A 13,935-nucleotide genomic window follows, 5' to 3' on the forward strand; every position below is an offset into this window, starting at 1 on the left:
TTAATAAAATGCAGTAGTTCCTACAGATTAAGTCGCATTTGGCAATTTATGAATTTTCGAATAGTTCTAATGTTGTTAAATTTTCGTAGTAATTCCCACACTGGACGGTTTTAGAACAAGCTCTTAGTGTTTACGGCAATTTCAAGATTTTGTAAGAGTCCCCACATCCATTTTTCACTGTAAAACGAAATTTTAGGAAACAGATTTCTTATATAGAACTCACGTCCAGCGCAAAAGCTTCTTCGTTTTATAAAACCCGATTTCTGTAAAAATAAAATGTAGGAACTCTAACCAAAAGCCTCTGATAATAGATAGGGATCTATTTTAAGAGACTTAATATGTGGGAACTACCACAAATTTATGTTGTACAGTTATATTTTAAAAAACGTAGGAACTCATACAAAGCTCAATCACGAAAAATGAACGTTTAAAATCCGTAATGTGACTTAATATGTAGGAACTCTTACAAATCACGATTTTACGGCAAAACTTTGAAAACGTGGAAACTACCACATTTCACAATCAAAGTTCAAGAATAGAATTCTCTTGTATCAAACTTACGTGTCAGACAGAATAGAAATTTTTATAAATATTCGTTAGAACCAAAAACAGTCTCAACCTTTTAACGTTAGAAAATTTTTACAAAATGCAAAATGGTTTTAATTTTTGTAATGATATAAAACGATAATCTCATATAAAAAACAGAATTTCTGAACTCAAACCTTCTAAAAAGAGAATCAGAAAATTAAAATTCACAAATTAAAACCGCTAAACAATGATTTGGTGATATTTTGGTTAGATTTTATTTTTAAGGTATGTCTAATTTCTTTTTCGCCAAAACCAATTCTTCTCTACTTTTTTGAAGAGAAACCAAACGTTCTTCTATAAGTTTTAAAGAAGAATCCTGATCATTTTTACGTGAATCTTGAAAAAATTTCATACTATATTCTAAAATCTCAACCATATCTTTCGTCTTTTTAATTTTAGAATCCAAATAAAATTCCATTTCGGGCTTTATAACTTCCCTTCCTTCCAATAATGCTATTCGAACTTCCGATATTCTTTCTTCGTCTTTTTTACGTTTGTCTTCTTGTGTTTTGGTCAACTCTCTAGGAATCAACGAATTATCCGGAAAACGATCCGCAAGTGATTTTACTCTTTGAATTACTTCTTTTCGAATTCTATCTTTTTCTTCGGAAGACAAAGTAGAATATTCATTTTTCGGCGTATTTGTCGAAGAAATATTTGTAATGGGTAAATCTTCCGATTCAGTAAAGTTCAAAAAATTTCCGGATTCAAATAAAGAATCCTCTCTTCTAATTACTGTACTTCGACTGAGCCCGTTTGACAGACTTACATTTTCAGAAGAATCATTTTTGAGAATTTTCTCTTCTTCCAAGAAGAACATAAACACCACAGAAGAACATAAGAAAATTAATAAAATTGAATATAGTATTTTCTTGCTCATCTATAAATTAGAAAACTGTAAAGGTAATAAAACTCTAAAATTACTTCCTCCATTCACTCTGGATTCTAAAGTAATTTCTCCATTCATTTTGTGGAGAATGGTTCTAGAAATCGAAAGCCCCAATCCCGTGCCCCCGACTCTTTTGTTTCGATCGTTTGGAATTCGAAAAAATCTTTCGAACACTTTTTCGATATATTTAGGATCGATTCCCACTCCTGTGTCCTTGATATTGATTTCCAATTTATCTCCACCGGTAGATTTCATCATTTTGATTTCGATTTTTCCCTTTTCTGTATATTTGATCGCGTTTACGAAAAGGTTGGTAATCACCTGAGAAAATTCGAAACGAATCCCACGAACCTTCAGTCCTTTGATTAGATCAAGTTCTACGACCAAACCTTTTTCTTTTGCGGAAGGTTCATTTGAATATAATACTTCCTCAATCACCAACGCAGGATCAAAGTTTTCAATCAAACCAGAATTATCTTCTCCACGAACTTCCTCAAATTTTAAAAGATTTTCTATCAGGTGATTGAGACGTTTGATGTTCTTCTCAATTACATCCAACATACCACTTTGATCTTTAGATAAAGAAGTGTTGATCTCAGTTCTTAGAAGTTCAAAGTAACCTTGTATGTTCGTCATAGGAGAACGTAGTTCATGACTGATATTAGAAATAAATTCGTGTTTAGCCTGTTCCGTTTCTTTCTTTTCAGAATCATATAAAATATGAACCTGATATATCTTTCTGGCTCTTTCAAACAAAGCTGTGATACTCAAGGAAACGTCCATCTCAGACTTATCCCTCAGCTTCATTCTTGCTTGATCCACACGAAGCATCGTTTCCAAAGATTTAGTCGGAGTTGACCAATCCCCCATCTCTTTGATACCAGGAAACAGATCTTCCAATTTCAAATTATGCACGTTATCTTTACTATAGCCAGTAAGACTTCGGAAATTATAATTTCCTGCAATCAACGTTCCGGAAACAGAATCCAGTAAAATTACCGGAATGGGAGAGAATTCGAATAAATAATTAAAACGATCATCCGAGAATTGAAGTTCTATATTTCTTTTATCCATCTCAAGTCCCTGCATCATCAAAACGTTTTCAATTGCAGAAGATCGAACCTCTTGAGCTCGAATATCTTGAAATAAAAAATCTAATATGGAATTAATCCCAGTTCTGATTGCAGACGCAGTTCCTTTGAGAGGTAATATAGGTAAACGTACCCCTTTTTTAGAATTGTAGATGTTCAAAACCAAATTATGAATATCTGAAACTAAATCTCCTAATTCTCTTCGATCTCCAGTTCTTTCTAGGATTCGATTGGATTCGTCTTCTCTGCGAAAGTGTTCTTCCATCAGTACGGTCTTCTTTGCTTTCAAGGCTTCGGGATATGTAGGAATTGGATCTTTAGCCGCTAAATCAAGAGCCTCTAAAAGAACCGACGGAGGATCCGTTAGATGTTCAATAGCTCTCCAATAGATACTTCCTAAATACTCTAACTCTTCGAGTGTTGCAACCGGAGAAAGAATCTCTTTCAGATCCTGAGAAGGTTGTTTATAAAAATAGTGAAGTTGTTCCAATTCCACTTTGAAACCAGGTACGTTTTCTTGAATCACGTGTTCCGTAGAATCGCTTGTATTTTCGATCAAAGCTTCAATTGCACGACACAAAGCGGCCTGAACCTTATTGATTCTATCCGGATATGTTTTCGCAAACTTTCCGTTAAACGCAAGCATGTTGACTGGAAGACGATACGGAGGTAAATCTCTACCTTCTGAAATTCTAAATCCGTTATTCAAAAAGTGAAACTCTTGAACTGAACCGATAAGTCCAAGAGTTGTAGTCTGAGCAAATTCATATTCTAAAAGATAAGATCTAGAATAAACAAATCTATAAGAAATTTTTTTACGAAATCGGCTAGAATTCATAAACTCTCGAGCCAATAACTTATCCAACGAAGTATTCTGTAATGCGGGTATTAGATATGAAGTTCCTTCTAAGATGGAATCCGTACTTGAATTGTATCTGGAATAAAATGAATGAATCATTCTCGAGAGAATCATCCCTCGAAAGATGGATTTGTTCGGTATGGTTTTTTTCAGATGAAGATCCAGCCAAGTAGTAAACGGAATCTCTCCCGCTTCTATTTTTCCTGAACTTAAAAAAGCTAAAATCGCGTCGTAATTTTCTAAAACTCGAATCTGGACCTGAATTCCTTCTTTTTCGAAAAAACCTCTAGATTTAGCGTATAAAATCGGGAACGCAGATATTCTGGATGTGACGGCAATTTCAATCACAAAAGACAATATTTCCTAAGCTGCTGATTTATCAAGAATCCCTTAAAAAAGTCAAAAAAAGATCATGATTTTGAGAGAATATTCCGAGAGACATAATATGAGAATCGAAGAAATTCCAAACGTGCAGTTAGTCTTAAGTAGAATCCAGGAGATCGAAAATCGTTTCGTAAAAGAAGCTCCAACTCAATCGAAAGAACAGACAAAGAATTCGTTCGATTCTATTTTAAAATCGGAACAGGAAAAATCCATCTCTAGTCTTGAAAAGGAAAAAAATTTCGGCAAAGATCTGAAAAACATAGAACCGAGTCTCGCCAAAATTATCCACCAGGAATCCGAAAAAAACAATCTTGATCCTAGACTGGTTCAGAGCGTTATCAAAGCAGAATCTGATTTTAAAACAGATGCAGTTTCTCCCAAAGGTGCAATTGGTCTGATGCAGTTAATGCCTTCCACTGCAAATTTACTTGGAGTCGAAGACCCTTTTGATCCTGCAGAAAACGTAGCGGGAGGAACTAAATTTTTAAGCAACCTTTTGAACAAATATAAGAATTTAGATCACGCTCTGGCTGCTTACAATGCAGGCCCCAGCGCCGTAGATCGTTATGCGGGAATTCCTCCCTACAAAGAAACTCGTAATTACGTGGAAAAAGTAAAAAAGTTTTATTCTTCGAATACTGAATAAAAAATTTATAATCTTTTCTAAAATTTTAAATAATCGTATATTCTAATTTTAAAATAAACTTAATAATTGATTGGTCTTATTTTATGAAAGACAAAACATCCTCTTCGAATTTTACAATTATTTTAAAACCCAAACGAATCTCTTTCCATTCAATCGTATTAAACTTTTCTTTGTAAAATAATCTAAATAGAATGTCGTTTTTTATAAATTCAGACATGAATAGCTTCAATTGAAAAATTTCTTTTTCATATCTATGGATTGTATGATAGTTTCTATACTTTTTAGAAATTCAAGTATGTATGTAGTCTAATGATTTTTATCACGTTCAATTTAGATCCCATAAGCAATTTAAAATAGATTCAGTTACTTTTTCGAAATAGTGAGTGACACTATCTACCGTTTTAACTTTTATAGGGAGCAAAATGAAATCGCTTAAATCAAAGGTAAACGTCAGAACGAAGGATAACGTTATCTCTGAAGCGATGATTCGCAAAAGAGATCGCGCCGCTACTGAAACGGCTATTCTTTTAGCGGCCATTCAAGTTTTTGCAAAAAAAGGCTACGATGGAGCCAACACTAAAGACATAGCCAAGGTTGCAAATGCAAACGAAGCTTTGATCTTCAGATACTTTGGAAATAAAAAAGGACTTTTAGAAGCAATTCTTACTAGATCGGAAAAAATCAAAAAAGAAAATTCTCGCCGCATTTCTAAAAATTCAGAAAGTTATATAGACATAGAAGCAAGTCTTCAACGTATGATTAGTCGTAAGTGTAAAGACTTTAAAGAAGCCGAAGACTTTATGAAAGTTGCAGTAAGTCAGGTCATTTTAGATTCCGAAGTCAGTCGAATCATTCAAAGGAAAATTTATACAAAAATTATTCCTGAATTTATGGGAGAGTTAGAAAAATTTAAAAAAATGGGTAAGATCGACTCTAAGGCAGACTTAAAATCGGTCGCCTATGCAATCTCTTCTCTTACTTTTGCTTTAGGTTTTATGGGTCAGTGTGTGTATAAAATGCCCCCTACAGAAATACAAGCCGCCATTAAAGAAACTGCAAGAATTTTTAGAAAAGGTTTAGAACCGGAATCAGTTAAAAAAAGATCTAAATAACGTGAATTGAATATATATTCAATAGAACTTTTTTACAAATAGCAATTCCTACACTTTAAAAAAGTAAAATATTTTAATATACCTAACCAAATCCTGAATTCAGAATGGGACAAAATCATTTTCAGCGTGATTTATAAATTTGCTATTGAAATCTATATTATAAAATCTGATTTCTCAAACTGGATTCTAAATTGTATATCTAGATTTCGTTTCAGCACAAAATACGTGAGTTGGATAAGTAGATCGAGCTTAATATTAAGTCTCTTATTCGCCCAAATTTTTCTAGGCCGAACTATCCCTCTCAAATTGAATACCGTTAATTTTTACTGACCACTAAAAATTAACGTGAGTTCGGCGTTAGAAAATGAGAAAGGATTCTCTAAAAGTATGAGTCCCTACAATTTTAGAAATTGTTCGTAAAATCATGATTCGCGGGAGTTCCCACATTTTTAGAGTTTTACTGTAAAATCTCGGATTTGTAATAGTTCCTACAAATTTTGTCCCAATTTAGGTTTATTATTCTTTTTGAAAGTTCTTCGGTTCTCTACAATTGTATGATTTTAGAGATAAAAGTTTTCCTTTCGAAACTTCTTGAGAAATTCGAAAGGAAAACTTAAGAATTCACACGAACAAATCTTTCGAGTTTATCCTTTTTTATTTTGTTCTTCGCTGATTAAATTGAGCGCACTACCCGCTTTGAACCAAGCAATCTGTTGTGAGTTGAAAGTATGGTTGGCCTTAATTTCTTGAGAAGAACCGTCTTTGTGGTGTAATACGAGAGTCAAAGGAACTCCCTCTTGAAAAGAAGTCAGACCCAAAATATCAATAGAATCCTCTTCTTGAATTTTATCATAGTCTGACTTATCCGCAAATGTAAGAGCGAGCATTCCTTGTTTTTTCAAATTTGTTTCATGAATTCTAGCAAACGATTTTACAATCACCGCCCTTACTCCAAGATGCCTAGGTTCCATCGCCGCGTGCTCTCTAGAAGAACCTTCTCCATAATTCTCGTCTCCGACTACGATAGACCCGATTCCTTTGGCTTTGTAAGCCCTTGCTGTTTGAGGAACTGGTTCGTAAGCTCCTGAAAGTTGATTTTTAACTTCGTTGGTCTTATCGTTAAACGAATTCACCGCTCCAATCAAAAGGTTATTAGAAATATTATCTAAATGCCCTCTATATTTTAACCAAGGACCCGCCATAGAAATATGATCCGTAGTACATTTGCCTTTGGCCTTAATGAGAAGTTTCAAACCTTTTAAGTCCGTTTTTTCCCAAGGAATAAACGGAGAAAGAAGTTGAAGACGATCCGATTTAGGATCTACCGCAACGGTCACTTTAGAACCGTCCGCAGCAGGTGCGATAAAACCAGCGTCTTTTACGTCAAAACCGTTCGGAGGGAAATCAAGACCAGTTGGTGGATCTAGTTTTACTTCTTTTCCATCCTTGGTTTTTAAGGAATCTGTAATCGGATTAAAATCCAATTTACCAGCAATTGCAAAAGCGGTCACGATTTCGGGTGACGCAACAAACGCGTGAGTCCCCGCAAGACCGTCGTTACGTTTCGCAAAATTTCTGTTAAACGAAGTAATGATCGAATTTTTTCTTTCCGGATCTTTTGTATGACGACTCCACTGACCGATACAAGGACCACAAGCGTTTGCAAGAACCACTCCTCCTATATCAGAGAATGTTTTTATCAGACCATCTCTTTCGATCGTATAACGTATCATCTCTGAACCGGGAGTCACAGTGTATTCCGCTTTTACTTCTAAATTTTTATCCGCCGCTTGTTTTGCTACAGAAGCGGCACGAGTAATATCTTCATAAGAAGAATTCGTGCAAGAACCGATCAAACCTACTTCCAAGTTGGTAGGCCAACCGTTTTGTTGAACCGCTTCCTTAAACTTAGAAAGAGGAGTCGCAAGGTCAGGAGTAAAAGGTCCGTTAATATAAGGTTCAAGTTCCGACAAATTGATCTCTATAACCTGATCAAAATATTGAGAAGGATTGGCATATACCTCCTTATCTCCAGTCAAATGCTCTGCGATTTTATCTGCCAGATCAGCGACTTCTTTACGATTTGTTTTTAAAAGGTATTCTCTCATGTTCCGATCATAACCGAACACAGAAGTAGTGGCTCCTATTTCCGCGCCCATATTACAGATCGTTCCTTTGCCAGTACAAGAAAGACTATCTGCTCCTTCTCCAAAATATTCCACGATCGCACCGGTCCCACCTTTTACGGTAAGAATCCCAGCAACTTTTAAAATAATATCTTTTGCAGAAGCCCAACCGGAAAGCTTACCTGTGAGTTTTACGCCGATGAGTTTTGGAAATTTTAATTCCCAAGCCATGCCAGCCATAACGTCTACAGCATCGGCCCCACCGACTCCGATTGCGATCATACCTAAACCACCCGCGTTTACAGTGTGAGAATCGGTTCCGATCATCATTCCACCAGGGAAGGCGTAATTTTCTAAAACTACTTGATGAATAATTCCAGCACCCGGCTTCCAAAAGCCGATTCCGTATTTATTAGAAACGGAGGAAAGAAAATCATAAACTTCCTTGTTTACTGTGTTTGCCGTTTTTAAGTCTTCTGTCGCACCGTCTTTCGCTTGGATTAGGTGATCACAGTGAACGGTGGACGGAACTGCTACCTTACTTCTACCCGCAGACATAAACTGCAAAAGAGCCATCTGAGCCGTAGCGTCCTGCATCGCAACTCTGTCCGGCGCAAAATCCACATAAGACTTTCCTTTTTCGTAAGCCGTCTTCGGTTCGCCTTCCCAGAGATGGGAATAAAGAATTTTTTCGGTAAGAGTAAGAGGTCTTCCAACGACGTTTCTTGCTTTTGTAACAAGAACCCCGATCTTATCGTATCGGGCGCGAATCATTTCTATATCGAATGCCATTGTTTTCTCCGTAGATGAATGAGTGAACCTGCCCTTCTACGAGTTGTCCTTCCAGTTCATCGACAGAATAGGACAAGTTACAAATTCATGCTGATGCAAGCATTTAGTTTGTATAGGATTTTTCAGAGGAAGATTGAAAAATAGGATTTGAAAGCTTAGGAAAGAATTTTACAACTACCTACTTAAAATCGCAAAAGCAATCAGGCCTCAAACACGGCCTGAATTCTCACCAAACTTTTTTATATTAAACCTAAGTTAAAATCGACAATCAATTATAGATTCTAAGTTCCACTCTACGATTCATTTCCTTCCCCTCTTCTTTAGAATTATCGCCAATAGGAACGCTTGCGCCTTTGGGAATAATCTCAAAACGATCTTTGGAAATGCCATTCCCGGCGATATAATTTCGAACCGTTTGTGCACGAAGAAGAGAAACTTTTTGATTGGCGTCTTCGCTACCCTCTAAAGAAGTATGACCGATAACTTTGACTCGGATCGAAGAATCCTGTTTCATCCAGCGAGCCAAACGGTTGAGACTTGGTCTCGATTCTTTATGAATTTGAATGCTGTTTTTTTCAAAACGAATTACATTGGATTCAATTTCTCTAAATTGAGGATTGGAAGAAAATTCTTCTGTGGAATTTTGATTTGTCAACGAAGAGAATAAGGATTTAGATTCTAACTTCTTTCCGGTTTGAGGTTTTAGAATTGTAAGAGCATTTTTTGGAATTTCCGATTCTTCTTTTTTAGATCTTACGTTTTTCTTTCGAACTTCCTTTGTAGATTCTGCTTTTTCTATCGAAACGTCGGATTGTTTTTCTTTTGAATTAGAGACAATCTCAGAATTCGTTTTTACTACTTGTTCCAAGTCTTCCTTATAAAATAAGGTTCGAAAAAAATAAACTAAACCTACAAGAATCAAAAAACCAGAAAGAAAAATTAAAGTTGGAATGATCTTTTTATTTTTTTTAGAGTGAGACGTTGCGGATGAAAAATTTGAATTTTCTCTCCAATCTATTTTAGAGGTTTGTGTAATTTCAACAACTTCGGTTTTGTCTTCTCCCCAACTGGAAGGAAAATTTATTTCCGGCGCTTCAGAATCATCGACTAGGATGGATTCCACATCACTTTTCTTTTTTGCTTCTTGCACTTTTTTAGCGGCCCATTTACGGATTTCTGAACGGAACCATTCGTCCGATTTTTCGGTAAACTTATAGTTTTCACGAATGTATTCGATCGTATGTTTTTCTATATCCGTATAAGCGTTGTTATCCTTGACAATTTTTAAAAGACGTTTTGCGTCGTTGATCGAAATCTTACCGTCCCGTTTACCGGAAGTGAACTCTTCCGCGAGCTGGATCAACTTACGATCATATTTTCTACCTTTGATAGTAATATAGTAGTTTTCTTTCTTCGCCATAATCTTTTACCGCACCAAAATTTAGAGAAGAATTTATTCCCTGCAACTAAAGTTTTTTTTCTTTTTATAAATTCGGTACCAATCATTCAAAAATTGAACTAAAACGCGATCATTCATAGAAAGTGTTTTGCTAAGTTAATGAAATCCATAAAAGCGTTCTGTCAAATTTTGTAGGTCAATCTTCCGATCCGATCTGAAAATTCAAAAACTTACCATAATAAGGACTAACTTCTCTCAAAGAACTTCCCCCTAAAATACAAAGAAGGAGCCTATCCAAACCAATTGAAATTCCACAGGAATCCGGAATCCCTTCCTTAAGAGCTCGTTCTAAACCGGAATCAATTGCATAGACTTCCTTTCCTAAATTTTTTCTCAGTTCTCTTTCGGAACGAAACCGTGAAATCTGTTCGATCGGATCCGTCAATTCCTCAAATGCATTTCCCAATTCTAAATTTCCGAAATAGAGTTCAAAACGTTTTGCGAAACCGGATCGAATTTTAGAAAGAGCGGCTAACTCCGGAGGATAATCGTATAAAAAAGTAAATCCTTTTGGTAAATGTTTTTCTACAAGATTTAAGAACACAATAAAAAATGAATCTTCATAAGCTCTTTTTTCCGCAGGTATTTCGCTTAACGTATGTTCCGTGATTACCCTGTCTAGTTCCGATTTAGAAATTCCGCAAAAAGCGTATCTCTTAAGAGATTCTTCTACGGACATCCTTTGAACCTGTTCTCGGTTAAATCCATAAGAATAAAATTCTTGATCCAGTACTTCTAAAAGATCCGTACAAAAATCCATCAAACCTTCGAGTGTAATTCCGACGGTATAAAATTCGAGCATTAAAAACTCGGCGCTATGAAACGGACTTCCTTCTTCTCCGGAACGAAACGTATGTGTAATTTCGTAAATTTTTTCTAATCCTTTGGACAATATTTCCTTAAGAGAATATTCGGGAGAAGTAATCAAATATCCTTTTTCTTTTTTAGAAGGAGATCTTACTAAAAAAGGATCTAAATAAGGTTCCATGGAAGGAACGGGTTTTAGACAAGGAGTATCCATTTCTAAATAATTTCTTTTTTCAAAAAATTTTCGGAGAACGGATAAAAACTTGGCTCTCTGGATTAAAACTTCTTGGCTCAATTCATTCATTTTACTTTTTGTCGATTTTCTACGATTTAAAAGAGCAATCAAAATTTTCAGATGTAGGAACTCTTACAAATACGAAAAAACTTCTTTTCCTAAAAAAACCAATTCATTTAATAATAAGTAGTTCCCACATTTTCTTTAAAAACTAAAGAATCTGTTTAAAAAATTGTCGTTGAATTTTCATTTTTTGAGACAACTCTTTCTTTAAATCAAAGATTTGATATTTAAAATTTTTTAAAAGATCCGACATGAATCCGATCCAAAGATACGAACGTTTTGAAATTAAAAGAAACCGTCAAAGTACGGAAGTAACTCCTCTAATCTCATCCTTTGATGAAGTTACTTTAGATGAATTAAAATCCGTGCTCGCTCTTTTATTTTATCAGTCTAATCTTCATGTGAAAATTAATCTGCACGAAATTAAAGTCTTACCTCTTCCAGCCGCAATGAAACTAATTTCTTTTGCATTCGATCTCAGACTTAAAAATAGAACGTTAGTCATATCGGGAGCAAGTGTTTCGTTGAAAAAATTGATTCAATTCTATAGAATGGATAAAGTCATTTTAGTCCTTTCTTAAACTTTTTTTCAAAAATATGAACCATCTCTTATATTCTCAGTAAGAGTTGTTGGAAGATTAATTCCCTATCTGTTTCCGTTGTATTAAAGAGACAATTGAAGCAATTTTGCTCATCTCCACTCTGGAATTTTTCAAAACTCTATTAAATTCTGCAAAAATGCCTGGAAATTACTTAAAATTACAATTTCTAATACTTACTTATAAATTTACTTTTTTAATTTCCTATATAAACCCATGTAAGGTATTTTATAGTATTTTAATATAATTAAATTCTGAGACAACTAACATTCATTTTACGAATGGAAACTTATCAAAACGTCTATTCTTTTTGCCAAGGCTGAAAGACCAATTTAATTCCTAAATTTCCCAAAAGCAAAAGAATACGAGAAGAAATTTCCGTTTCTTGTTTTGAGAAATCTGAAAACTCTACGGAAACGTATAAACAAAGGGAATGTTTGGTCCCGAATTCCTTCACCTTATGACGCGAAGGTAATACCTTTTCCAATATCTGTAAGATATGCTCTTCTAAAGGTTCTTCGGCACTCAAAGTAGAATGTAATTGCCAATGACCGAAACCGAGAGGTTTTCCTTCCTTATCGGTGACGTCTATCGGAGTACTGAAGTCCGGTTCAAGACCTAATTCACGGGTCACCGATTCGGAATCAAGGTCATCTTCGTTTACGGAAAGAATTGCCCAAGTAAGCGGATTACTCATAGTTTTTTTACACACTTTCGAACTTTAATGATATTTGATATTAATTTAACACAATCTATGATTTTACCACAGTTATTCAAAGAAACTATGATCTTTAAAATCGAAAATAGACAAGAGATTCAGTAAAAATATGGCTAACAAAAAAAATTCCTTTATTAACATTTCATTGGTTTTATCTGTTGCAGATAAGGTAATTTTATCCTCTAATTATTTCACGGGAGTTTGGTAATGAAAACAATTTTAGTTATAGAAGATGATCCGGATATTGGAAATTTAATTCGAAAATCCTTAGATTCGGCTCATTATTCAACCACTCTGCAAACAAGCGGAGAAGAAGGTCTTAAATTCTACAAAGCAAATCATCCTGACATGGTTATCTTAGATCTTTCTCTTCCGGACATAGATGGAATCGAAGTTTGTAGAACCGTTAGACGAAATGACGAAAATACTCCTATTTTTATCGTAACGGCAAGAAACGAAGAAATCGATAGAATTATGGGACTTGAGCTAGGAGCGGATGATTATATCACAAAACCATTTTCCGTTCGAGAACTCAAGACGAGAGTAGATGTATTCTTTCGCAGATGGGATAAAAAAGCAGGAATCAAACCGAACGTAGGCGCCAGCGGAGAAATCATTCGAGGCGCTTTGAAAATTGATCCAGTCCGCAGAAGAGTAACTCTTAAAGACAATATAGTAAATATTTCCAGAAAAGAATTCGATATTCTGCAACTGATGGCGGCTTCTCCTGGAAAAGTTTTTTCCAGAGAAATGATCTTAGAAGCGGTCTGGGGAATGGAATGGGATGGTTTTGAAAGAATGATCGATTCTCATGTTAAAAGAATTCGTTCTAAACTGGAAAAAAATTCCGCTCAACCAGAATGGATCGAAACGATTTGGGGAATTGGTTATAGATTTACTGATAATTACGATAACATCGTAATTCCAGATTAAATTTTATTTCAAAAAGTTCTCCCGTACTTTTTGAAATGTAAAAGCCCGGATTCATCCGGGCTTTTTTTATAAATTAGAGTTATATTCTTTCTGCTTTTATTAGAAAGATGAATTTGAACCTATTTGTATTATTCACCTTTTGGACATTTTTCAAGGAAGACTAAATAACGTGAGTTAGATATAAAAAAACGAGAAGAATTTTCTAAAAGTATGAGCTCCTACATATTCGTCAAATCGTGATTTTTGCAAGTTCCCACGTTTTAGAAATCGAAATCACAACTTTTTTAGAAAAATGAACCATAAATTCCCGAACTCACGTGATTTATCAAAAATGAGTGTATTTTTTTTACGATATACGTTTTGTCTCTGATGTCAATTGGTAAGTTATAGAACTTTCTATAAGTAAAATCTAATGTGAATTCGGTCTAAGTAAAGAATAGATAAACATTTGATTTCAGACTTTTAAAAATGTTCTTTTGGAAAAAACGAAATGCCTCTAAACCACTGAGTAAATTAACGGCTCAATTGAAAAAGCGAAATTACAATAAAGACATAGTTTTATTGTAATTATAGGTTTCCAGTCAACAATTTTGAAATTTCTTTTGCTTTGTTAATTTTCATCTTATCTAATATT

The 13,935-nt window shown here is 34.8% G+C and carries 10 protein-coding genes; 4 read left to right on the plus strand and 6 right to left on the minus strand.

What is annotated here, in order from left to right:
- Window positions 1–808: 808 nt before the first annotated feature.
- Together BW942_RS01280 and BW942_RS01285 are read right to left on the minus strand one after the other, a co-directional pair.
- Window positions 809–1,468, minus strand: a complete 660-nt coding sequence (locus BW942_RS01280; RefSeq protein WP_000037749.1) for an LIC_20245 family lipoprotein — start codon at window positions 1,466–1,468, stop codon at window positions 809–811.
- Window positions 1,469–3,784, minus strand: coding sequence for an ATP-binding protein (locus tag BW942_RS01285; RefSeq protein ID WP_000011406.1), 2,316 nt, complete (start codon window positions 3,782–3,784; stop codon window positions 1,469–1,471). It abuts the gene before it with no gap.
- A 55-nt stretch (window positions 3,785–3,839) separates the two neighbouring features.
- Here BW942_RS01285 and BW942_RS01290 point away from each other — a divergent pair, with 55 nt between their 5' ends.
- Both BW942_RS01290 and BW942_RS01295 read left to right on the plus strand, forming a co-directional pair.
- Complete coding sequence (locus BW942_RS01290; protein WP_000603280.1) at window positions 3,840–4,457, plus strand: lytic transglycosylase domain-containing protein; 618 nt, start codon at window positions 3,840–3,842, stop codon at window positions 4,455–4,457.
- Between the two features lie 422 nt (window positions 4,458–4,879).
- Window positions 4,880–5,569: a TetR/AcrR family transcriptional regulator gene (locus tag BW942_RS01295; protein ID WP_000838605.1), complete on the plus strand. Its 690-nt coding sequence runs from the start codon at window positions 4,880–4,882 to the stop codon at window positions 5,567–5,569.
- 644 nt (window positions 5,570–6,213) lie between these two features.
- Here BW942_RS01295 and BW942_RS01300 read toward each other — a convergent pair.
- The 3 genes from BW942_RS01300 to epmA form a co-directional block, all read right to left on the minus strand.
- The gene (locus BW942_RS01300; protein WP_000863312.1) at window positions 6,214–8,487 is read right to left on the minus strand and encodes an aconitate hydratase; all 2,274 of its coding nucleotides are present in this window, start codon (window positions 8,485–8,487) and stop codon (window positions 6,214–6,216) included.
- Window positions 8,488–8,755: 268 nt separating this feature from the next.
- Window positions 8,756–9,907, minus strand: coding sequence for an OmpA family protein (locus tag BW942_RS01305; RefSeq protein ID WP_001074459.1), 1,152 nt, complete (start codon window positions 9,905–9,907; stop codon window positions 8,756–8,758).
- Between the two features lie 175 nt (window positions 9,908–10,082).
- Window positions 10,083–11,057, minus strand: a complete 975-nt coding sequence (epmA, locus tag BW942_RS01310) for an EF-P lysine aminoacylase EpmA (RefSeq protein WP_002142465.1) — start codon at window positions 11,055–11,057, stop codon at window positions 10,083–10,085.
- Window positions 11,058–11,302: 245 nt separating this feature from the next.
- Here epmA and BW942_RS01315 point away from each other — a divergent pair, with 245 nt between their 5' ends.
- Window positions 11,303–11,632 carry a hypothetical protein gene (locus tag BW942_RS01315; RefSeq protein WP_001068299.1) on the plus strand — a complete coding sequence of 110 codons (330 nt, stop codon included), beginning with the start codon at window positions 11,303–11,305 and terminating at the stop codon, window positions 11,630–11,632.
- Window positions 11,633–11,951: 319 nt separating this feature from the next.
- Here the strand turns inward: BW942_RS01315 and BW942_RS01320 are convergent, their stop codons facing one another.
- On the minus strand, window positions 11,952–12,347 hold the full coding sequence (locus BW942_RS01320) for a DUF4279 domain-containing protein (protein WP_000070243.1): 396 nt from the start codon (window positions 12,345–12,347) through the stop codon (window positions 11,952–11,954).
- A 228-nt stretch (window positions 12,348–12,575) separates the two neighbouring features.
- Between BW942_RS01320 and BW942_RS01325 the strand changes: the two genes are divergently transcribed.
- Window positions 12,576–13,301: a response regulator transcription factor gene (locus BW942_RS01325; protein ID WP_000849259.1), complete on the plus strand. Its 726-nt coding sequence runs from the start codon at window positions 12,576–12,578 to the stop codon at window positions 13,299–13,301.
- The last annotated feature ends 634 nt before the right edge of the window (window positions 13,302–13,935 follow it).

Source organism: Leptospira interrogans (assembly GCF_900156205.1).
Lineage (GTDB): Bacteria > Spirochaetota > Leptospiria > Leptospirales > Leptospiraceae > Leptospira > Leptospira interrogans.